Below are 23059 nucleotides of genomic sequence, written 5' to 3'. Positions count from 1 at the left end.
ATATGTCTCAGGATTATCTTTTATTTAATGATGAATTTTTGGCTGTAGATACCCCGATTTTAACAGCTTCGAACAGAAGTTTTAAATTTGGAGATGGATTGTTCGAAAGCATGCGGATGATCAATAACAAACTGCAATTTGCCGATTTACATGGAGATAGGTTGATTGCGGGTATGAAAGCGCTAAAAATTGACGGACATGCTTTAATGGACGATTATTTTCTGCGCCAGAAGACTGCTGATCTTGCGAAACGCAACAAATGGAACGGTAATGTCCGTTTCCGCCTGTCTGTTTACAGGGGAGGAGCCGGGGTTTACACGCCCGAAATCAATAAAGCAGGTTATATTTTGGAAGGTATTCCTTTAAAAGCATCCACATATGAATTAAATAGCAAAGGTTTGATCATAGATGTTTTTGACGAAATGACTAAACCAGTTAATAAACTCTCGAATTTTAAAACTGCCAATGCACTGCTTTATGTTATGGCCGGACTTTTTAAAAGCCAGCAACGCCTGGATGAAGCCATGATCTTAAACCAATATGGTTTTCTTTGTGAAAGCATCAGTGCCAATGTTTTTGTGGTCTATAATAAACAGATTTATACCCCTTCACTTGCTGAGGGTTGTATCAGTGGTGTAATGCGTACAGCTGTTATGCAGTTGTGCAAAATGAACAATATGCCTTTAATTGAGGCGCAGATCAATCCAGAAATATTAAAAGAGGCGGAAGAAGTTTTTATTACCAACGCCACGCAAGGCATACAATGGGTAATGGGCTATGGCAGGAAACGTTATTTTAACGAGGTTTCTAAATTTTTGATCGAAAAACTGAATGCTTTATAAATATACCCTCATCTCGACTGAAGCGCAGCGGAATAGAGAGATCTTACTTAATTCATTATTTCTTTTTTGGAAAGCAAAGCTTGTGGCACTTCGGTTCCGGTTAGTCCCGGCCTTTGCTTAATCCCGATGAAATTTACTTCACAAGAGAAACAATTCCTAATCGGGATAACGCTGTCGGTCGGGTTTATTTAACTTTGGATAAAGACACTGACAGCGCCACTTAAACCCGATCAAAGCGGGATGCCAATTTCCTTCAAATTGGCAGAAGCGGGAGCGGGGCTGTATTAACCTAAAAGCTACTGTTACTGCTTTCCAAAAAAAAATATTCGACATTAAATACTGTTTTCATGCTAATGTGATAGCGATCGGATTATTTAAGCATCTTTTATGCTAAACTGTTCTGCACCTAACAGCTTTCATGAAATCGACCAGAAGAGTTGTCAACTTTCTTGCAGAATGGCCATTAAAGTTGACAACTCAAATTCCCAATTACAACCGCATTCCTCTCAAGAAATCTTCAATCAGCATTCGTTTTTTTCCTTCATACTGAATATCTAAAAGTTTGATAAAACCATCTTTAGCGGCAAATTTTAAATAGGTTTTACCATCAGTTAAAAAGCCTCCGGCAGCTATTCCCGGCTCCTGTTTTTCTATTTCAGCCTTAAATACCTTCAGTGTCTTATCATGTAAAAAAGTAAAGGCAGTAGGGTAAGGGCTTAGTCCGCGGATTAAATTATAAATGTTCTGTGCCTGATCGTTCCAGTCGATTTTGCAATCCTCTTTAAAAATTTTAGGTGCATGTTTTAAGTCGCCGCTTTGTGGCTGCGGTTGTTCGTTAACCCCGCCAGCCTCGATGGCTTTAAGTGTTTTTACCAGCAATTTGGCACCAATGTGCATTAGTTTATCGTGTAGGTCGCCAGCAGTTTCATCATCAGCAATAGGCGTACGGTCACTGAGGATAATATTACCCGTATCGATTTCATGCGTAAGGAAAAAAGTGGTTACACCGCTTTCTTTTTCTCCGTTTATAATGGCGTGATTTATCGGCGCAGCGCCACGGTATTGTGGTAAAAGCGATCCATGTAAGTTAATGGTCCCTTTAGGCGGCATATTCCATACCACTTCCGGTAACATTCTAAAAGCCACAACTACTTGTAAATCGGCTTTATATGATCTTAATTCCTCAATAAATTCAGGATTCTTTAGTTTTTCTGGTTGCAGAACAGGAATCCCTTTTTCCACGGCATATTTTTTTACTGCACTTTCATTCAGTTTTTGTCCACGTCCGGCAGGCTTATCTGGCGCGGTAACTACTGCAATTACATCGAAATTGGCTTGTACCAAGGCATCTAAAGAGGCTACTGCAAAATCGGGCGTACCCATGAAAACTATTTTCATATGAAAGTGTTGTGTTTTTAAATAACGTGGCTATCCACGTTTAAGTTTTGCAAAATAACTAAAAATAAACCCATACTTATAGGCAAAAAATGGTACAAGGCAAAGATGTTGTTAAAGCAAGTGGATTGGTGTACGTAACTGATACCATGCCTGGTATTTACCGTAAAGGAAAACCTGGAAAATTTTATTATGTTGATAAAGACGATAATAAAATTACGGAAGATAAACATCTGGACCGGATTAAAGCCTTGGTTATCCCGCCTGCATGGCAAAACGTATGGATTGCCAATAAACCCAATGCTTATTTGCAGGTTACAGGGATTGATGCGGCGGGGCGTAAACAGTACAAGTACCATGCAAAATGGACCAGCCGACGTGCTGAGGATAAATATTTCCGTCTGCTCGAATTTGGTAAGGCCCTGCCCAAAGCCCGGAAAAACTTACAGAAAGACCTTCGCCGGAAAGATTTTGACGAACGTAAGGTATTGGCTATTTCGGTAGATGTACTGCAAAAAACATTGATCAGGGTTGGAAATGAAAGCTACAAACAGCTATATGGATCTTTTGGCCTGACCACCCTGCGCGATAAACATGTTAAAATAAATGGGAGTAAAATTACCATGGATTTTGTGGGCAAAAAGGGCGTGCAGCAAAAATTAGAGCTTAATGATCGTTCGCTGGCTAAATTGGTTAAAAAATGCCGTGATATTCCAGGTCAGGAGCTTTTTCAGTTTTATACCCCCAATGGCGAACATAAAAGTATTGATTCTGGTAAAATTAATGCCTATATCAAAGAAATTACCGGTGATGATTTTACGGCAAAAGACTTCCGGACCTGGGGTGGTACCCTCGAAGCGCTTCGGCAGTTTGCCCAATGCCAGGTGAATGAAAATGCAGGTTTAAACAGTAAAAAACAAATTGTTGCCGTTTTAGATTGTGTAGCTCAAAAATTAGGTAACACCCGGGCAGTATGTAAAAGTTCTTACGTTTACCCGCTTTTGCTTACGGCTTACGAAAACAATCAGCTTGAAAAATACCTGAAGAAGTTGAATAATCATTCGCTTAAAGGTAAAGTGAGTTTGGAACACAATGAAAAGGTATTACTATCCTTTTTAAAATCAGGTAGTAAGTAAAAAAACAATTATATCTGTTGTTTATCCTATTATGCAAATTAATCCCGGCGATAAGGCCAATATCTTTAGTACACTTATAGAAGAATCTCCAATGCCAATCGCCCTCTATACTGGAGAAAATATGGTTATTGAGGTGGCTAACAAAGCTATACTTAAAGCCTGGGGCAGAGATGCATCGGTAATTGGTAAAGAACTGGCCCTCGCGTTGCCTGAGTTAAAAGATCAACCCTTTCTTAGTATTCTTGAGCAGGTACGAAGTACTGCTATGCCTTATGAAGCCAAAGAAGATAAGGTGGTACTATTAAATGATCATGTACTCCAAACTTTCTATTTCGATTTTACTTATAAACCGCTGCTTGATCAGGATGGCAGTGTGTGGGGTATTTTAAACAATGCTACCGATGTAACCGAACTGGTAAATGCGAAATTTAAAGTAGAACATAGTGAAGCGCTATTTAGGCAAATGATTTATGATGCGCCTGTGGCCATTGGCATTTTAAGAGGTAGAGATCATATTATAGAAGATGCCAATGACGAATTGTTGAAAATATGGAGGAAAAGTAAAGCCGTAATCGGTTTAAAGCTTTTAGATGGATTGCCTGAAATTGCTGACCAGCCTTTTCCAGAAATCTTGTTAAAGGTTTATGATAGCGGAGTTGCCCATTATGGTTACGAAACCATGGCCCGGTTAGAGCATAATGGGGTTGAAGGTGATTTTTATTTCAACTTTGTTTACGATCCTATTTTTGGTCAGGATGGCGAGGTTACCGGCATTATGGTAGTGGCTAGCGAAATTACCTTACAGGTGGTATCAAAAATGGAGGCTGCCAGGAGCGAAGAGCGTTTTCGCAATTTTATGTACGATATACCGATGGCCACGGCCTACTACGAAACAGAAAACATTGTCATCAGTCTGGCTAACGATGAAATGCTCCGGTTTTGGGGCAAGGATAAAAGCGTAATTGGTAAAACTGTTGCTGAAGCCATACCTGAATTAAACGTGCAGCCGTCTATTGATATTTTAAAGGAGGTATACCTAACTGGAACAACTTACCATGCTGATCAGGAAGAATTTCAGGTAAATATTAGCGGTAAGCAAGAAAAACGTTGGTTTACCTTTACATATAAACCAATAAAAGATTCGAGTGGAAAAGTGTATGCCATTATCCATGCGGCGATGGATGTGACCAAGCTAGTGCGGCTACAACAACAAAAAGATGAGTTTTTAGGAATTGCCAGTCACGAACTGAAAACACCTGTAACCAGTATTAAAGCCTATGCCCAGGTGCTCGAGCGCATGATCAGCAATGAAGGTGATGAAAAAAAGGCGACTATGGTACGTAAAATGGACCTACAGTTGAATCGGTTAACAGGCCTGATTGGCGATTTGCTTGATGTAACTAAGATTCAGTCGGGCAAAATGACTTTCAATCCAGTCGAATTTGATTTTGATGCTGCGGTTGACGATATTGTTGATGAAATGCAGTACATCAGTTCCAAACATAAGATAATTTGTAATTTAAACAGTAATGCAATCGTTTTTGCCGATAAAGAACGCATCGGGCAGGTGATTACCAATTTTTTATCTAACGCAATTAAATATTCTACTGAAGCTGCTCAGATTGATGTTGCCACTTTTAGCCAAAGTGATGAAGTAATATTAAGCATTAAAGATTACGGGATTGGTATTTCGGAGGATATGCAACACCTGGTTTTCGATCAGTTTTACCGTGTAGATGGTAATTTGCAACATACCTACCCGGGTTTGGGTTTAGGTCTTTACATCTCTGCCGAAATCATAAAAAGTGAGGGCGGCAGGATTTGGGTAAACAGTACGCTTGGACAGGGAGCAACTTTTTTCTTTGCACTAAAAATAAAATCGTTCAGATCATCCAACCAGGTACAATCTGAACTATAATTTACGCTTTAGGTGCTTTCTTGATGGGGTGCACAGGTTGCTCTTCGTTTTCACGCTGTTTAGCCGGATTATTTGTCCGGACGGGCTTATTGGGCGTACTGTCGTTTTCTTTTCTCACTGTTTTGTGGTCAACAGGTTCTCTGCCCTTTGGTACCTCTTTCTCGTAATTACTTCCAGGTTTATCGCTTTTAACTTTTGGACCGCTCATGTTATAATGGTTGAATGAATAAATTTTGAATGATTAAATAAAGAAAATCTTTATTCGCTTAGTTCATAACAAATCAGAATACATTAAGTTTAAATATCTTCTCTCATTTAGTCATTCTTTCATTTAGTCATTCAATCATTAATTATAAAGCAAGTATTTCTCACGCATCGTTTTGTATGCACTTAAGCCTGGTTCCCAGCTGGCTCTTATTTCTGCTTCGCTTTTACCGTCAATTACCTGCTGCCTGAAATCTGCAACCCCAACTAATCTTTCAATAACGCCCATCTCTTTGCTCAGTTTAGTGTTAAAAAAGTCTTCTTTTTTTGGCGATGCCTGATACAATGAAATTAACCACGATAAATTGATCTGTTTGCTTTTGCGTAGCTCAGCCGTATCATAAGTTCTTAGATCTAAGCCATAACAAACCTGATCCTGAAATAATGGTGTCTCAGACATTCCTTTTATACTTTTTGGCGTAAAACTGAAGTCGAATTTACCTTTAAGGTAAGGCGCTCCAACAATGGTAAAAGGAAACATGGTTCCACGGCCATGGTTTAAATAAGTACCCTCAAATAAACAGGTTGATGGGTAAAGTAAAATAGATTGCTGCGTATTTAAGTTGGGAGAGGGCTTAACCGGTAAAGTATACTCCATGTTGTGGTCGTAATTGGCATTTTTGATAATGGTAATGTTGCATTTCACCTTATCTTTCAACCAGCCTTCGCCATTTAACATTTGTGCATATTCGCCAACCGTTAAACCATGTGCGATGGGTATTGGCTGTACCCCAATGCCCGATTTAAATTTTGGATCTAAAATCGGCCCATCTATTAAATAACCATTTGGATTTGGACGGTCTAAGATTAATAACGTTTTATTATTGGCGGCACAGGCTTCCATAACGTGCTGCAACGTATTGATATAAGTATAAAAACGGACACCCACATCCTGAATATCGAATACCATAATATCAATGTCGGCTAAATCTTCGGCTGTTGGCGTGCTGTGTTTGCCATAAAGTGAGATGGCTTTTATGCCGGTTTTCGTATCAACATCGTCTTTAACGGTAACGCCAGCGCTGGCATTTCCTCTAAAACCGTGCTCAGGACCAAATATCTTCTGGATTTTTACCCCTCTTTTCAACAGGCTATCAACCGATGTTTGCTCACCAATAACTGATGTAGGATTAACCACCATGCCCACACGTTTACCTTTTAATAGCGGCAGATACTTTTCGGTTTGCGCTGCACCGGTTTTAATCGCAGTTGGTAGCTTAGCGGTTTTAATCATCAGTTTTTTATTCTCGGGGCTTTTGTTGCCCAAAACCTCTTGTTCCTTTGGCTTGGGTTGGCCACAGGCCGATAATGTAATTAAACTGGTTAAAGCAAAGCTGATGTAATTTTTCATTGTAGTATATGCTAATCTTCCGTATTATAATAAAACAATTTACAGCATATTTTATTTATGCTATTGGTGTTTCTTGTGATAAGGTAATGATTGATGTTTAAAGTTGGTTATTTATTTTCAAAAATGCCATTTTTAAAAAGGAATTGAGCATTTTTGTTAATACAAACTGATTAAATTGAATTTCGAATATTTCATAGCAGGGCGGATAGCCATTAAATCTGAACGTACTTTTTCAAAACTCATTGTCCGCATTGCAATAGCAGGCGTGATGCTGAGCCTGGCTGTTATGATTCTTTCCATAGCCATCATTAAGGGTTTTAAAACGGAGATTCAGGATAAGGTAAGGGGGTATTTGGGCGATATACAGATTACCCGTTACGACCTGAATAATTCATTTGAACATTCGCCTTTTAAACCTGATGCGGAAACGGAAAAAATGCTCAAAAACAATCGCGATATTGAATATTATTATCCTTTTGCTACAAAACCCGGCATTCTATCAGCTAATAATGAAATTGAGGGCATTAATTTTAAGGGAATAGATAAAAGCTATAAATGGGACTATATTAAACAACATATTATCAGTGGTACCATCATCGATTTTTCTGATAGTACAGCAGCCATGCAAGAACTGCTGATCTCAAACTATACAGCTAACCGGTTAAGACTTAAAACTGGTGATGATTTTATCATGTACTTTGTTCAAAACCAGTTACGCCCCCGTAAATTTAAAATTGTAGGTATTTACGACATTGGTGTAGAAGATATTGATAAGGGTTTTGTATTGGGCAACCTGAATATCATTAAACGCTTAAATAACTGGAAAGCTAATGAAATTGGTGGTATAGAAATCAGAATTAAGGATTTTAAGCGGCTTAAACCCATTTCCGATGATATTTATCAAAGTCTCCCACGTAATTTGCGTTCCTATTCCATTGAAGAAAATTTTCCTAATATTTTTACCTGGTTAGGCCTTCTTGATGTGAATACCAAAGTATTGTTAATCCTGATGCTCATTGTAGGTGTAATTAACATGATTACGGCATTGTTGATTATGATTCTGGAAAAAACCAATATGATCGGGATGCTAAAATCTTTTGGCGCAAGCAACTGGAGCATTATGAAAATTTTCCTTTACAACGCTGCTTATTTAATCGGTATTGGCTTGTTACTAGGTAATATTCTGGGCTTGGGGCTTGGTTTTTTACAGCAGTCTACGCACATTTTTAAGCTTAATCAGGCGTCTTACTTTTTAGCTTATGCACCTATAGAATTTCATTTTATTGATGTGTTGCTGCTTAATATTGTTACGGTTGTGGTTTGTTTAACCGTTTTGGTTATTCCATCGTTATTGATCAGCAAGGTTTCACCACTTAAGGCCATTAGGTTTAAATAAAAAACTTGGGGCACCGGTCAGATCAATTCCCGATGCCCAAGCAACCTAAACTAAGCTCTTGTTGCTCAACCTTCAATTAAGGTTCGGCTATTGATTAATTTTGAACAAATAATCTATACCAACTAATTGCTTCTTTTTAAAATATATTCATAATCTATGGTAGCGTAGGAGGTAGCAGGAGAAAAGTCTGCTTTTTTATCGAACCTTTTTCTCAGGGTTAAATCCACACCGCTGCTTCTGATATCGTATTCGCCATTTAAAATCATATTCCAATCAAAATCTGCCGTCCAGGCACCTTCATCGTCAAAATAGCCAATGCCATTTTTGAAAGTATAGGATCCTTTCCCGCTCAGTGGTTTTAAGTTAGCATTTGCGCCTGGTGTAATATCAAATTTGCCATCCCGTAAAGAAATCGAAATTGGCCGGGTTTCAGGTACAGATTTAGCACTATTGGTGATGACCAGAACACCAGTATAATGACCATCCAGTAAAACATCTACGTTTGTAGATTTGTTACAGCCTAAAGCTAAAATCAGGACGAAGAGGAAAATACAGATTTGGACTTTCATACTCCTTAAACGAAGTTAAAAATGAAAATGCTACAGTTAAATCGAAATCCATTCTATACCTTGGGTACTGTGGATAAATTCTGGCCGTGGTTCGAGGTTTAAATACGGATAAGTGACCTTTGAAAGGTACAGGCCGGTTGGATGGGCAGGTAATGATAGTTTTGAAGGTTTAAGGGTAATCAGTTCGCTTTCAAATTCCTCAAAACTGAGTTCTCCCTTGCCAACCATTAAAATTTTGCCCATAATCAAGCGGATCATTTTGCCCAAAAACCGGTTGCTGGCAATATGAAACCTTAACCTGTCGCCCTTTGCGTTTACAAATAAATCGGCTTCCATTACATTGCATAAGGTATGTTCATATTTATCGGGATGTGTACAGAAAGCCCGGTAATCTTTATATTGAGGCAATAATTTTACCACCGCCTTCATTTTATCAAAATCTAAGTGGTTTAGAAGGTAAAAAGAGCTTTGGGTACTTAAAAATGGATCTTTATAGGTATGGACAAAATAGTCATATTTGCGCTGTACGGCATCGAAACGGGCATGTGGTTTACCTTCCATTTTAATAATGTCGAATACGGCAATGTTATAGGGTAAAGCCTTGTTTAAAATAAAAAGCAGATCGAAATCAATCTCCTTTTCAATGTCAGCATGGAAGAAAAATTGACTGGCATGAACGTGAGCATCGGTACGTCCACAGCCGTTAATGGCAGTTGGCGATTTTAAAATCTTCGATAGCGTTTGTTCTATAACTTCCTGAACGCTTTTAACTCCGGGTTGTTTTTGCCACCCGCTAAAGTACTGGCCTTGATAGGCAATGTGAAAGAAATACCTCATTATTCTGCTGCAATTTTACGGAATTTTTAGCAGCAGGAATATTAAATCATATTTTTGTGCCTTAAATTTTAATCATGCATCCAATAAACTGTCCCTGTGGAAGTGGAATAACTTTTCAGCTTTGTTGCCAGCCGTATCATTTAAAAACGAAAACAGCACCAACAGCAGAAGCTTTAATGCGTTCGAGATATTCAGCTTTTGTAGTCGCTGATGCAGATTATCTTTTTGAAACTACGCATAGTAGTAAAAGAAAGAACCATTCTAAAAGCGGTTATTTAAGCAGTGCGAAAAATACCAAATGGCTAAAACTGGAGATTGTTTTTTCGGCTTTTGATGTGGTAGAGTTTAAGGCCTATTACCTGAATAAAAAATTTCAGACCGAAGTATTGCATGAAAAATCTAATTTCAGGTTAGAATACGGGCAATGGTATTATGTAGATGGGGTGTATTATTTATAGCAAAAACTCACTTACATTATCTGGTGTAATTACTTTTGTTTCTACATTATCATAAGCCTCCAAAAATGTTTTTGGAAATTTTACATTAGCTTTTGGATTCCATTTAAATTCGTAAGCATTCATCAATCCATTTCTTTCTTCAATGTAATCTATTTCCTGTTGGGCATGTGTACGCCAAAAGTATTGGTTGCAATTGATCTGTTTGTAGGCAAGAAGTTTAACCCGCTCACTAATAACGAAATTTTCCCAAAGGGCACCAATATCCTGTCTTAATTCTGCCGGACTAAATTGATTAATTACAGCATTTCTGATCCCGTTGTCGTAAAAGTAAATCTTTCTGCTTTTCTTTAACTCATTTCTTAAATTTCTGCTCAAAGAACCCAATCTGAACACAATGAAAGCTTTTTCGAGCAGATCAATATATTTTTCTGTTGTCTGATTATCCAATCCTGATAACTGCCCCAATTCGTTATATGATACTTCATTGCCAACCTGGAAAGCCAAAGCCTGGATTAATTTTTCCATCTTATCCGGCTTTTGTATTTTTTCCCAAATTAAAACATCTTTATATAAATAGCTATCAGATAATTGCTTTAGACGTATTTCTTCTCCACCTGGATTGTTCACGATTTCTGGATAGTATCCATAAACCAAACGATGGTTTAATAACCTTCTTTCGATGAGGAGGCCTTGTTCATCCACCATTTCTTCAAATGAAAAAGGAAAAAGATGATATTCCCATTTTCTACCGGTAAGTGGTTCATTAATATGATTTGCCAACTCGAAAGCCGAAGAACCTGTAGCGATTACTTTTACATCTTTAAGTTGATCAATAATTAATTTTATAGAAAGTCCAATATTATCGATTCTTTGTGCTTCATCAATTACCAGTGTTTTTGATTTTCCCAGAAGAGCCCTTAATGATGTAGCAGTAGTATTGGTCAGTATTGTCCTAACGTCTGCATCATCACCATTCCACCACATAACTGGTTTAGCAAATTCGGAAGATAGTTGGTTTAAAAGCGTACTTTTTCCCACTTGCCTTGGTCCTAAAAGAATAATAGCTTTATTATCTTTTAACTGTTTCTTGATAAAACTTGAAATTGCCCTGGAAATCATATTCGCAAATTTAATATAAATTTTGCGAATACATTCGCAAAATTTATATTAAATTTGCGAATTTACTCTTTTTAGCTATATTTTCTTCGCTTCATTCCAATATACATCCATTTCTGCAAGTGTCATATCAGCTAATGCTTTTCCATTTTCTTTTGCTTTGTTTTCGAGGTATTGAAAACGTTTAATAAATTTTTTATTGGTTTTTTCCAAGGCGTTCTCTGGATTAATGTTGATGAAACGGGCATAATTGATCAAAGAAAAAAGTACATCTCCAAATTCTGATTCCGCTTTTTCCAGATCGATTGCAGTATTATCGGTAACATTAAATTCGGTTTTAAATTCCTGCAGTTCTTCCTCTACCTTTTCCCAAACCTGATTTTTATCTTCCCAATCAAAACCCACTCCGCGGGCTTTTTCCTGAATCCGGGCAGCTTTAACTAAAGCGGGTAGCGACGATGGAACACCTGCCAACACAGATTTGTTGCCTTCTTTCAGTTTAATCTGCTCCCAATTGCGTTTAACGTCGTCTTCATTCTGCACTTCAACATCTCCATAAATATGTGGGTGCCGGTTTACTAGTTTATTGCAAACGCCATTTAAAACATCGGTAATGTTAAAATCGTTGGTTTCGGAAGCAATTCTGGCATAAAAAACCAGATGCATCATTACATCACCAAGTTCCTTTTTAATTTCGTCTAAATCGCCGTCTAAAATGGCATCACTTAACTCATAAGTTTCTTCTATGGTTAAATGGCGCAGTGTTTCCATGGTCTGTTTTTTATCCCATGGACATTGTGTACGCAGTGTATCTAAAACGGTAAGTAAACGGGTAAAGGCATCAGCTGGATTATTGGCGCTTGCAGGAATCGGGTTATTAGGCATGTTTTATAGTTGAACTAAATTTATCGAACGCTAAAGTACCAAACCCAAACGATTAAGAAAAGCTGAAAAGGAATTCTGAACCATAAATATTTTGGTCCGGGACCTGGTTTATACAAATCTTCATAGTTGATTCTGTTTTTGGCTGCGTAGATATTTGCTGGTAGAATGGCTATAAAAAAAATAATTAATGCTATTCCGGTGAAATAACGGGTGCTGGGTATCGCCAGTCCGATTGCAAATAAAATTTCCAGAACCCCTGTTAACAGTACAAGTTCTACTTTTTTAGGAATGAACAGTGGAACCATGGCGGCCATACTGGTTTTAAATTTGAAATGGCCAATAGCAGTAAACAGTAGCATCGCAGCCATAGCCATATTGCCTGCAAAGATATCTCCTTTATCAAAGGTGGTATGTGTGCCAAAAGCCAATAGCGCAACATAAACGATTACGAGTACAAATAAAGGTTTCATTTAAGGAGCTAATTTACTTTATTAAATTGAATGCAATTAAAATGGTAGCAATAAACAATACCAACAGACCTGATAAAAAGATGAAATCGGCGGCTTTTTCTAACCGCTGGTTTGTCATTCTTTGTCTTCTCATCGAGATAAAAGATAAGATACAGCTGGCCATAAAAAACATTACAGCTGCCACAGCAAATTCGTCAATCAAAGAGCCATCATTGAGTGCAAGTTTTTTCAGGGAAGTAAGCACAATAAAGCAAATACCCAGGAGATTGGCCAAAGTGCTTAAAATATGAGGCGATCTGTTTTCGGCCATTTTAATCTTTTTCTTCTAATTTAATCTTTTTTGTAATCCGGTAAACCCGTTTCTTTTTATCGGGTTTATGTTCTTCGCCCATTAATATGCCCCATGGTTTTAAACTATCAACTCTATCAAAGATTATTTTTAAAATGGCCAGATAAGGAATGCATAAAAACATGCCCGATATGCCCCAGATCATCTCGCCAACCACAATACCGATAAAGGCAAATAAGGCATTTATTTTTACTTTAGAGCCTACCACTAATGGCATTAGTACATTTCCATCTATGGCATGTACCCCAACAAATGCAATCAAAACCAGCAGCACTTTACCAGCACCTGCAGTGGCGAAAGTAATCAGGCTGCTTACCAGCAGCGCGAAGAATATGCCCAAATAAGGAACCACATTAAAAATACCCGCTACCAGGCCCAATAGAACAGCATATTTAACGCCCAATAAACTCAGTACGGTAATCATTAATACCGTAACAATGAGCATTTGTAAGAATAAACCTATGATGTATTTTTTTATGATATACTGAATCTGGCTTACAATTTCTGACACTTTTTCTTTATGTTCTTCACTAAAAACAGAAGTTAAAAAAGTAAATAAAACCCTGCGGTAGTTTAAAATAAAGAAAGTAAATAGTAAGGTGAAACCTAAAAACAATAGGGTAGATGATAGGGTAGATAGGGTTGTAGCTACAATTGCAGCACTGGTAGCTAAGGCTTTTTCTGTACTATCATTTAAATAACTAAGTTGTTTCTGAGAATTTATACCGAAAGTATGCGAAATCCATTTTTGGAGTTCATGATAAGAAACATTTGCTTTCTCTTTCAGTAAAGGCCAATCTGCCCATAAATCGCTGAGTTGATTGCCAAAAAAGTATACAATCCCGCCAATTACAGCAATCATCAAAATTACTGAGAGCAGGGTTGATAAGCTCCTTTTGAATTTTAGCCGGTGTTCCAGAAAATTACCTACAGGCAATAATAAGATGGCCATCAAAAAAGAGAAGAGTAAGGGAGCCAGTAAAGAGTGACCTAAAATGGCGATGTAAGTTAAACTGATTAAACAGAAAAGAACCAATGCCAATTTGGGTAGAAATGATAATTTATCTTTCATATGTTTTAAAATCCTGTTTAATACAAAATGCCCGAATAATTGTTTCATTAATCGGGCATCTAAATATAAGAGATTATTTTAATAGTTACTCGCTTGATCTAGAAGTGAAATATCTTCTGCGGATAATATTAAGTTAGCGGCTTCAGTAAAAGATTTTAATTGATTTAAGTCGGTAACACTTGCAATCGGCGCGGTAATTGAAGGATGCTGAATTAACCAGGCCAAGGCTACCGAAGCTAGCTCAACACCATGTTGCGCTGCAACCTGATCCAGGGCTGCTAAAATCTTAAAGCCACGTTCATTCAGAAATTTTTTAACGCCCCCACCGCGCTGGCTTTTGTTCAGGTCGTTTTCGCTACGGTATTTCCCGGTCAAAAAGCCACTGGCCAGCGAATAATAAACCACAACGCCCAAGCCATAATCCTTACAGATTTTTTCATGTTCCTGCTCAAAGTCTGCTCTGTCGTAAAGGTTATATCCTGTTTGGTAAACTTGGTAACTCGGTAAACCATGTTTCGTGGAATAAATTAGAGATTCTTTAAGTCGGTCGGCCGAAAAATTAGATGCGCCAATCCATCGGACTTTACCCGCCTTGATTAAAGTTTCGTAGGCACTTAATGTTTCCTCGACCGGTGTGCTTTCATCATCAAAGTGAGAAAAATAAAGATCGATATAATCAGTTTGCAAGCGCGATAAAGAATGTTCTACTTCGTTGATGATATAATCTTTCTTCAACGATTTGCCTTGCCCCATATCTGAGCCCACTTTGGTTGCGATAACAATGTCGTGGCGTTTGTGCTGTTTTTTTAGCCAGTTACCAATAATCGTTTCCGATTCGCCGCCATTATTGCCGGGTACCCAACGCGAATATACATCGGCCGTATCGATAAAATTGAAGCCATTTGCTACAAATTGGTCTAATATCTCAAATGATTTCTTTTCATCAATCGTCCAGCCAAAAACATTTCCTCCGAATACGATTGGTGCAATATCTAAATCTGTTTTTCCTAAGGTTATTTTTTCCATGATATGAATGTTAATACCTTTTTAACAAAATTAGATGGCGCTGGTTTTAGACGCCAGTCTGCGTGGTGTAAAATGAGGCTATTTTAACTGCAAAGGAAGCAATAGATTAGCGGAGCGCGCATAGCGTTGGCGACTACTTTTCACCAACCAGACTTAAATGACGCTGTTTTTCTCAGAATTTTTACTTCGGACTTTCGGACATCCGACCTCTGACTATTTAACCTTCAACTTTAAACGCTCGCAACATTTCTCTTTTTCCGGGGGCACCAGGTAGTTTCTCTATGGTAAATCCGCATGCTTTAAGAGCCCTTTTTAGTTTGCCGGTAATGGCATAGGTAACAAAAGTACCACCAGGCTTTAAAAAGCTGCATGTGTGTGCAATAATTTCATCACTCCACATTTCGGGTTGGTGCTGTACAGAAAACGCATCGTAATAAATCAGGTCAAATTGCTTATCGTTGCGGTATTCGACCAATGTAGTATGCGGAATTTCTAACGTGCAATGCGGAAGTAATGTTTGAGGTGATTTTAATGCCGCTGGATAGTTTGAGATAAAGCCAGTCCATATCTCTTCAGCAACATAGGCCGCATAACCTGTTTGCTTTATTGTATCTATAGTAAGCGGAAAAGCTTCAATACTGGTGTAGTTCAGTTTAATATTATTTGCAGCACAATATTCGAAACTTAAAATAAAATTCAATCCGGTGCCAAAACCAACTTCCAGAACCGAAATCTCATTTAAATCAATAGTGGCAAATTTTAATCCGGCATCAATAAATACGTGTTTGCTTTCCTGTAGCGCACCATGTTTGCTATGGTAATGTTCACCTATGGTTTCATTATAAAGCGTATTAGAACCATCTGCAGTAGGCGTAATAATATTCATGAGCATGGATTATTTTATTTTTGAAGGTAATGTTGCAAATATAAACAGGATAATAGGATTTCTTGGTTTCAGGATAAATTAGTGTGTTTTATCTTTAGGTCTGATTTTCGGCTTTCCAACTTCATCATCGATCTCCGACTTTCCAATTTATTTACCAGCCCAGTCATTTAACAAATCCAAGTTTAAGCTATTTAATCATCGTACTCCGAACTTCTGACTTTTTTCTTTAACCTTTAATCTTTTGTACTTAGCTTTGGTTTTACCCTAAACCCTAAACCCTAAACCCTAAACCCTAAACCCTAAAATATGGATATAGAATCGTTCAGAGAATATTGTTTGAGTTTGCCCGGTACTACTGAGGGTATGAAATGGGACCATCTGTGTTTTATGATAGAAGAGAAAATCTATGTCATTATTGCTATTGATGAGGGTAACCGTTTTTCGATCAAATGTAATCCGGATGAATTTGACGAACTCGCTGCCAGAGATGGCATTGAGCAGGCCTATCATATGGCAAAGCGACAATGGATCCAGATCGAGAATTTAGAGGTGTTGAACGATAAAGAGCTAAAAAGTAGGGTTGCCGATTCCAGGGCGATGGTTTTAGCTAAATTACCGAAGAAAACACAGGCTAAGTATACTTAAATTTTACTCAGAGCCTGTTTAAATTTTTACAACAAATATAAATGGCCTTTTGCTGTCACATTGGGCTTAGTCGATTGCTTTATTAATACGTTGAAATGGTTTTCGCCTGCGCTATCAATGACGTTATTTATAAATTATTATTAATCAGGATTTTAATTACTTTCGCATTTCCATCCAGCTAGGCCATAGCAGGGTATCCCCGTTCTACTTAAATCCGGCCTAACAAATTTTTCGGGCTGCACTATTCTGGCCGTACAACTGGCTTCAAAAGAAAACGGCGTAGCCCTCATGAATACCGCTAAAAGCTATATAAACAAATGAATAAATTTTCAGCCGGCATTTTATTAACGGTTTTCCCTTGTTTCATTTGTATTAATGAGCTCGGCAATGCCTCGGTTTTGATTCTTTTTGATGCCAAAAAGAAAGAGCCCTTCGGCGGCGGCGAGCCGAGGCAAGACCGTGGTGTTTGGCAAAAGAAATCAATTATACCTCAGTAATATTGATTTTTATTAAATAAATCATCCCTCAGACTAACATACGAAATAAATTTATTTAATTTTTAAACAGGCTCTCAATTCCAAAACAAAAGCCTGGTATTTTTGATCTAAGTGATGGTAGCTAGTGTATCAGACATCGAATTGTTTTGTAAACAGCGATTTATTGCTCGTTTTTAGTTTCCTCTTTTTTAGTTTCGTCTTTTTTGATGCCTTTGTCAGCATTAAGCTCTTTCGACTTCATGATATTAAAGCGGTACATTTCTTCAATTCCAACCAGTTTTCGCGTACATTTATTAATGTCTGTTCCTTCTTCCCATAAATAAGGGCGGAAACTATAGGTTTTGGTGCCATCCAAATTGGCAATAAACTGGTCCCAGCTGTTCCAACGTAGTCCTTTATAAAATTTAGACAGATCACTGTCAAAACAGAACACAAGGAATTCGCCATAGCCAGCGCCAAGCGGTTGCCAGGTAAGCGTGTTTGGTTCAAGGTAATACACGTTTTTGATGTCTTTGCCCAAACCACCGTAATTAATGGCAAAAAAACCACCTACAGCATCATCTGCAATTAAAAGATAGGGCATGTTATCTCCATATTCTTTTAAGGTTTTTCCTTTATTCCAATCGGCTACATCTCTGCTTAATCTTTCGCTGCCAGAACCTAAAATTCTAATCCAGCCGTTATCGACCATAATGCCTCCGGTATTGTAAATTACCGAACCAAGTGTGGCATAGGTCGTCATTTGTGAGTGATATAAAACCTCTTTTGCCTTTGCAGAATCAACGGGTAGTATTTCCACCTTGTTTTTTGCCGAATCAATCCATTTTTTCACCAACGGCCATGCAGGATCTGTTTTATTGATTAATTTCTCAAGACTGATCAAATTATTTTCCTGAGCAGAACCTGTGAGAGAAAATAAGGATAAGGCAAAGATAAAGAGGTAGGAAATTGTGCTTTTCATGGATAAAGTACTTATGTTTTTTCAAAGATAGGATGATAATTAAGAATTGCTGAAATGAGCAGGATTAATTTTTGATTTAGATAAAGCATTGAATTAAATTATTGATTCGTGGCGACACGAACCACGGCACCTGGAATGACAGTGGTGTTGGATGTTATCATTCTACACGAGGAAAATCATCAATACCAATTGCTTTTGTTTGTGATGAGATGAAACCGGGCAGGTCGAATTGATCTGTAGGGTCAGACGGAAACATCTGACGGTTACCTAAATCTGGTTTGTGGCGACACGAACCAGGTCAGGGATGGAGTTGGTAAAAGCCGATACATAGCTAAAAAAAAGCGTCCCGAAAATATCGGAACGCTCACAATATTGATGGTGATATAATAATTAAACTTTATCGTTGGGCGGAAGAAAACCAAGGCCTTACACCCTCCACCTTTTTAACCCTCTACCTCAAAATTACCACATCCTAATCCTGTCTTCTGGTTTTTTATATAGCTTATCTCCAGGTTTAACATCAAACGCTTCATACCAGGCATCCATATTTACGGGAGCACCAATGGTACGGAACGGACCCGGAGAATGTGGATCTGTTTTAATTAACTGAGCAGCACTTTCAGGCAAAATATTACCTCTCCATACCTGTGCCCAAGCCAGGAAGAAACGCTGATCTGGTGTAAAACCATCAATTTTCTCCTTGCTTTGCCCTTGTTTGGTCATTTTGAAAGCCGTGTAAGCCGCATTTAAACCGCCTAAATCACCAATGTTTTCACCCATGGTTAATTTACCAATCACATGAACGGTATCTAAAACGGTGTAAGCATCAAACTGCTCACCCAAAGCTTTGGTTTTGGCATCAAATTTAGCCTTGTCTTCAGCGGTCCACCAGTTTTTTAGGTTACCGGCTGCATCATATTGACTTCCGCTGTCATCAAAACCATGGCTCATTTCGTGACCGATTACCGCGCCTATTCCACCATAATTAACGGCATCATCAGCATTTGGGTCGAAGAAAGGAAACTGTAAAATACCAGCAGGGAAAACAATTTCATTTAAGGTTGGGCTATAGTAAGCATTAACCGTTGGAGGAGTCATTCCAAAGCGTTTACGATCAACTGGTTTGCCTAACTGAGTAACCATCTCATTATACCCCCAAATACTTGCATTTCGTAAATTTTGGAAATAAGTATCCTTATTAATCACTAAACCATCGTAGTTTTTCCACTTTTCAGGATAACCTACTTTTGGCGTAAATGCATTTAACTTAGCCAAGGCCTTTTGTTTGGTTTCAGGACTCATCCACTCCAAACCATTAATCCTGATCTCGAATGCTTTACGCAGGTTCACGATCATCTGGTTCATCCGTTCTTTAGCTTCCGGCTTAAAGTATTTGGCCACATAAAGCTGACCTAATAGTTCGCCAATGGTGCCATCTGTTAAAGATGACATGCGTTGCCAACGCGGTGTTTGTACTTTCTGCCCGGTTTGCGCCTGTGTGAAAGCAAAACTCGCTTTTACAAACGGAGAACTTAAACTAGAAGCAGAACCTTTTAAAATGTTCCATTCCAAATAGGTTTTCCAGTCTTCAACCGGAACTGATTTCAACATTCCATCCAGGCTTGCCATAAACTTAGGCGATGAAACCAGAACGGTATCTTGATTTTTGATTTTGAATTTAGGTAAATAGGTTGCCCAGTTAATGTCTGGTGTTTTTTGGTTCAGTTCGGCAACGGTAAGCTTGTTATAAGTAGCGTAAGGATCGCGCATTTCCAAACGGCTCATCTGCGCTTCAGCAAATTGCTTTTCAATTTTATAAACGGTTGCTGCTTTTTGCCTGGCTTCTTCAGCTGTACTTCCTGTTAAGGTAAATAAAGTAACCATGTAGGTGTTGTAAGCATCGCGGATCTTCACGCTTCGCGCATCATCTTTCAGGTAATAATCACGGTCGGGAAGTGTCGTTCCACCCTGACTAATATTTACCATGTATTTGTTTACATTCTTACGGTCCTGGCCAACGCCCAAACCGAACATTCCGCCACCCAAACCGTTGGTGCGCATGTAAGCTACCTGATCAAGTACATCCTGAACGTTTTTGATTTGCTTAATTTTTGCTAAATCAGCTTTTATTGGTGTATAACCCAATTTTTCGATGGTTGCGCTATCCATGGCGGCTGAATAAAAATCGCCAACCCTACGCTTAACCGACCCTGAAGATGCAGATTTATCGGCAGCTGCGTCTTCCACTAAAGATTTAACGGCATTGATGTTGAAATCGCGAAGTTCGTTAAATGAACCCCAGCGGGTTTCTTTAGCAGGAACCGGATTATTTTTTATCCATGTGCCACTTGCGTAGGTGTAGAAATCGTCGCCTGGCTTAACGGATAAATCCATGTTGGCAGGGTCGATAAATTTTTTTGTTTGTGCATTTGCAGAAAAGCCAGCAGCGACTATACCCAGCGCCGCAAAACATCTTTTCAAATTTTGGTATTTCATTCGCTTAATAAGTTAATAATGATGCGAAATTTATGAAATACTAATTAATACTGGTGTTATATATTAAGAATATTACTTGTTAAACCAGTAGTAGATTTTTGCTAAGCCAAGCCGCCTGATCAAGTTAGATGCTGAAAAAGGAATTTTGATAGATTTCATGATTTTAAATCTTTTATACCACTATTAACATTTTTTAACAAAATTTATTGTGCACTTGTAAAAATTATTGCTATCAAGAATGATTCGGAATAAAGCATATTATTTTCCATAAATTTGAAGTGCTTATCCAATCTCGTAGTTTTTCAAAAACTTTGAAGTATTGGAGATGTTAAGCAAATGATGTCCTAGAATATTGTATAAATGAGCCATTCACACGATAAAGAAGATAGCTGTTGCAGCAGTAAAGTACATTCCGGACCAAAACATACCCATCACCATGATCACGCGCATGAAGAAGGCGACGGACATGATCATGATCATGGAGGAGATCCATCAGCCTTTAAAACTTATTTGCCAGCCATTATAACATTGGTTATGCTCTTGATTGGAATTGCCTTCGATAATGTTTTTAAGGTTCCGGCATTTCACGTCATTCGCCCTTATTGGTATATCGTGGCTTATTTACCGGTTGGTATTCCGGTTTTACGCGAGGTTTGGGAAACATTTAAGGCCAAAGATTTCTTTACCGAATTCTCTCTAATGTCTATCGCTACCATTGGCGCTTTTGCTATTGGCGAGTATCCGGAAGGGGTAACGGTTATGCTTTTCTACACTATTGGTGAGTTATTTCAGATGGCTGCTGTAAACCGTGCTAAAAGAAATATTAAGGCATTGCTTGATGTTCGGGCAGAAGTGGCTCATGTATTTCGCAACGGAAAATATGAAGATATTAATCCTGAACAGGTAGAAATTGGCGAAACGATACAGGTAAAGGCCGGGGAGAAGATCCCTTTAGATGGAGAATTGATCAGTGATAAAAGCAGTTTTAACACTGCTGCTTTAACCGGCGAAAGCAAACCGCGCACGATTAATAAGGGTGAGCCAATTTTGGCCGGGATGCTTAATTTGGATAAAGTAGTCGAAGTTAAAGTTACCAAAGCCTTTGCCGATAGTGCATTGTCGCGCATACTAGAAATGGTTCAAAATGCCACTACACGTAAAGCTAAAACAGAACTTTTTATCCGCAAGTTTGCAAAAATATATACGCCGATTGTTTTCTTTTTGGCCCTTGGGCTGATTACTATTCCAATTTTGGTTTTAGGAAGCGAATATCACTTCCAGACCTGGTTGTATCGTTCGTTGGTTTTCCTGGTTATATCCTGCCCGTGTGCTTTGGTCATTTCAATCCCGTTGGGTTATTTCGGGGGAATTGGTGCGGCATCATCAAATGGCATTCTTTTTAAAGGCTCTAATTTTCTTGATTTAATTACTAGGCTCAACACTGTTGTCATGGATAAAACAGGAACCTTAACAAAAGGTGTTTTTAATGTTCAGAAAGTAGAAAGTAAGATAGATGAAACAGATTTTTTAAACTTATTGACAGCTGTAGAAGCCAAATCTACCCATCCCATTGCTAAGGCTATTGTAGCCTATGCAGGCCAGAAAGAAATTCATCACGCCGAAAACATGGAGGAAATTGCCGGGATGGGTTTAAAGGGCATGGTTAATGGTAGGGAGGTTTTAGCGGGTAATGTTAAACTTTTGGAGAAATTTAATATAAATTTTGATCCCGAAATTGCATCAATTGAAGAAAGTATCGTTGTGGTTGCTATCGACCAGAAATATGTTGGTTATGTTCTAATTGCAGACGAAATAAAAGAAGATGCCGCTGAAGCCATCAAACAACTTCACGAAAACGGAATAAAACAGGTGGTGATGTTAAGTGGTGATAAAACCTCAATCGTTAAAAAAGTAGCCTCAAATTTAGGAATCGACACTTATTTTGGTGATTTATTGCCCGAAGGTAAAGTAGCGAAACTCGAAGAAATTAAAAGCGACAAAAGCAGGGTTGTGGCTTTTGTTGGCGATGGAATTAACGATACACCTGTATTGGCGATCAGCGATATTGGTATAGCTATGGGCGCAATGGGTAGCGATGCTGCTATTGAAACAGCAGATGTAGTGATTCAAACCGATCAGCCTTCTAAAATTGCAACTGCAGTTAAAATAGGCAAGGCCACCAAAAATGTTGTGATCCAAAATATCGTATTGGCATTTGCGGTAAAAGCAATTGTTTTAATTTTAGGTGCGGGAGGAATAGCCACCATGTGGGAGGCTGTTTTTGCCGATGTTGGTGTTGCACTTTTGGCGATTTTAAATGCGGTGAGAATTCAAAAGATTAAGTTTTAATACATTTATACTTTTTACCATTAAGAAAATTGAGATAGTTAAGGAATTGCCTAAAACTTTATGTCCTTAATCTCTTAATGGTAAGTAACAAGTGTTGAAAAATAGAAAGTCGGATTGCTATAAAAATTAGTATATTTGGTT

At 38.2% G+C, this 23059-nt stretch carries 22 protein-coding genes; 8 read left to right on the top strand and 14 right to left on the bottom strand.

Translation table 11 applies throughout. The features are described 5' to 3' along the window. The first annotated feature begins 2 nt into the window (after positions 1–2). The gene (locus BLR60_RS12285; protein WP_090500200.1) at positions 3–842 is read left to right on the top strand and encodes an aminotransferase class IV; all 840 of its coding nucleotides are present in this window, start codon (positions 3–5) and stop codon (positions 840–842) included. Positions 843–1331: 489 nt separating this feature from the next. On the opposite strand, the gene fmt is transcribed toward BLR60_RS12285, so the two are convergent. Further along, on the bottom strand, positions 1332–2240 hold the full coding sequence (gene fmt / locus BLR60_RS12280) for a methionyl-tRNA formyltransferase (RefSeq protein WP_090500198.1): 909 nt from the start codon (positions 2238–2240) through the stop codon (positions 1332–1334). Positions 2241–2329: 89 nt separating this feature from the next. On the opposite strand from fmt, the gene BLR60_RS12275 reads away from it, so the two are divergent. Then, positions 2330–3373 carry a DNA topoisomerase IB gene (locus tag BLR60_RS12275; protein ID WP_090500196.1) on the top strand — a complete coding sequence of 348 codons (1044 nt, stop codon included), beginning with the start codon at positions 2330–2332 and terminating at the stop codon, positions 3371–3373. A 31-nt stretch (positions 3374–3404) separates the two neighbouring features. Next, positions 3405–5291: a PAS domain-containing sensor histidine kinase gene (locus BLR60_RS12270; RefSeq protein ID WP_090500194.1), complete on the top strand. Its 1887-nt coding sequence runs from the start codon at positions 3405–3407 to the stop codon at positions 5289–5291. Position 5292: 1 nt separating this feature from the next. On the opposite strand, the gene BLR60_RS12265 is transcribed toward BLR60_RS12270, so the two are convergent. Beyond that, entirely contained in the window at positions 5293–5499 is a 207-nt protein-coding gene (locus BLR60_RS12265) for a hypothetical protein (protein WP_090500192.1), read from the bottom strand. Positions 5500–5637: 138 nt separating this feature from the next. After that, a complete protein-coding gene (locus tag BLR60_RS12260) occupies positions 5638–6789 on the bottom strand; it encodes an exo-beta-N-acetylmuramidase NamZ family protein (RefSeq protein ID WP_394333569.1) in 1152 nt (383 codons plus the stop codon). Between the two features lie 292 nt (positions 6790–7081). On the opposite strand from BLR60_RS12260, the gene BLR60_RS12255 reads away from it, so the two are divergent. Further along, positions 7082–8302, top strand: a complete 1221-nt coding sequence (locus BLR60_RS12255) for an ABC transporter permease (protein WP_090500188.1) — start codon at positions 7082–7084, stop codon at positions 8300–8302. Between the two features lie 122 nt (positions 8303–8424). On the opposite strand, the gene BLR60_RS12250 is transcribed toward BLR60_RS12255, so the two are convergent. Together BLR60_RS12250 and BLR60_RS12245 are read right to left on the bottom strand one after the other, a co-directional pair. Further along, a complete protein-coding gene (locus BLR60_RS12250) occupies positions 8425–8871 on the bottom strand; it encodes a hypothetical protein (RefSeq protein WP_090500186.1) in 447 nt (148 codons plus the stop codon). 36 nt (positions 8872–8907) lie between these two features. Beyond that, positions 8908–9708 (bottom strand): tRNA pseudouridine synthase A, encoded by an 801-nt coding sequence (locus BLR60_RS12245; protein WP_090500184.1) that lies wholly within the window; start codon positions 9706–9708, stop codon positions 8908–8910. A gap of 74 nt (positions 9709–9782) precedes the next feature. Here BLR60_RS12245 and BLR60_RS12240 point away from each other — a divergent pair, with 74 nt between their 5' ends. Further along, positions 9783–10166 carry a YchJ family protein gene (locus BLR60_RS12240; RefSeq protein ID WP_244155649.1) on the top strand — a complete coding sequence of 128 codons (384 nt, stop codon included), beginning with the start codon at positions 9783–9785 and terminating at the stop codon, positions 10164–10166. On the opposite strand, the gene BLR60_RS12235 is transcribed toward BLR60_RS12240, so the two are convergent. From BLR60_RS12235 to mnmD, 7 genes are all read right to left on the bottom strand, one after another. Beyond that, the gene (locus BLR60_RS12235) at positions 10161–11285 is read right to left on the bottom strand and encodes an ATP-binding protein (protein WP_090500182.1); all 1125 of its coding nucleotides are present in this window, start codon (positions 11283–11285) and stop codon (positions 10161–10163) included. The two genes, BLR60_RS12240 and BLR60_RS12235, sit on opposite strands and share 6 nt — an antisense overlap. 75 nt (positions 11286–11360) lie before the next feature. Continuing rightward, entirely contained in the window at positions 11361–12167 is an 807-nt protein-coding gene (mazG, locus tag BLR60_RS12230) for a nucleoside triphosphate pyrophosphohydrolase (protein WP_090500180.1), read from the bottom strand. A 20-nt stretch (positions 12168–12187) separates the two neighbouring features. Next, positions 12188–12637, bottom strand: coding sequence for a DoxX family protein (locus tag BLR60_RS12225; protein WP_090500178.1), 450 nt, complete (start codon positions 12635–12637; stop codon positions 12188–12190). Between the two features lie 13 nt (positions 12638–12650). Next, positions 12651–12947: a hypothetical protein gene (locus BLR60_RS12220; protein WP_090500176.1), complete on the bottom strand. Its 297-nt coding sequence runs from the start codon at positions 12945–12947 to the stop codon at positions 12651–12653. 1 nt (position 12948) lies between these two features. Continuing rightward, positions 12949–14106: an AI-2E family transporter gene (locus BLR60_RS12215; protein ID WP_244155648.1), complete on the bottom strand. Its 1158-nt coding sequence runs from the start codon at positions 14104–14106 to the stop codon at positions 12949–12951. A gap of 30 nt (positions 14107–14136) precedes the next feature. Continuing rightward, positions 14137–15084, bottom strand: coding sequence for an aldo/keto reductase (locus tag BLR60_RS12210; RefSeq protein WP_090500174.1), 948 nt, complete (start codon positions 15082–15084; stop codon positions 14137–14139). A gap of 217 nt (positions 15085–15301) precedes the next feature. Beyond that, positions 15302–15970, bottom strand: coding sequence for a tRNA (5-methylaminomethyl-2-thiouridine)(34)-methyltransferase MnmC2 (gene mnmD / locus BLR60_RS12205; protein WP_090500172.1), 669 nt, complete (start codon positions 15968–15970; stop codon positions 15302–15304). Between the two features lie 306 nt (positions 15971–16276). Here mnmD and BLR60_RS12200 point away from each other — a divergent pair, with 306 nt between their 5' ends. Together BLR60_RS12200 and BLR60_RS12195 are read left to right on the top strand one after the other, a co-directional pair. Continuing rightward, entirely contained in the window at positions 16277–16615 is a 339-nt protein-coding gene (locus BLR60_RS12200; RefSeq protein ID WP_090500171.1) for an MmcQ/YjbR family DNA-binding protein, read from the top strand. 317 nt (positions 16616–16932) lie between these two features. After that, positions 16933–17112, top strand: a complete 180-nt coding sequence (locus BLR60_RS12195) for a hypothetical protein (protein ID WP_090500170.1) — start codon at positions 16933–16935, stop codon at positions 17110–17112. Between the two features lie 160 nt (positions 17113–17272). Here the strand turns inward: BLR60_RS12195 and BLR60_RS12190 are convergent, their stop codons facing one another. Both BLR60_RS12190 and BLR60_RS12185 read right to left on the bottom strand, forming a co-directional pair. Next, complete coding sequence (locus BLR60_RS12190; protein WP_208600628.1) at positions 17273–18073, bottom strand: DUF2625 domain-containing protein; 801 nt, start codon at positions 18071–18073, stop codon at positions 17273–17275. Positions 18074–18535: 462 nt separating this feature from the next. Further along, positions 18536–20569, bottom strand: a complete 2034-nt coding sequence (locus BLR60_RS12185; RefSeq protein ID WP_090500168.1) for a M13 family metallopeptidase — start codon at positions 20567–20569, stop codon at positions 18536–18538. 360 nt (positions 20570–20929) lie between these two features. Here BLR60_RS12185 and BLR60_RS12180 point away from each other — a divergent pair, with 360 nt between their 5' ends. After that, positions 20930–22918 (top strand): heavy metal translocating P-type ATPase, encoded by a 1989-nt coding sequence (locus tag BLR60_RS12180; protein WP_090500166.1) that lies wholly within the window; start codon positions 20930–20932, stop codon positions 22916–22918. Positions 22919–23059: the final 141 nt, after the last annotated feature.

Origin of the sequence: Pedobacter terrae, assembly GCF_900100705.1 — a bacterium.
Classification (GTDB): Bacteria; Bacteroidota; Bacteroidia; order Sphingobacteriales; family Sphingobacteriaceae; genus Pedobacter; species Pedobacter terrae.
This window is presented reverse-complemented; position numbering and strand designations above follow the sequence as displayed.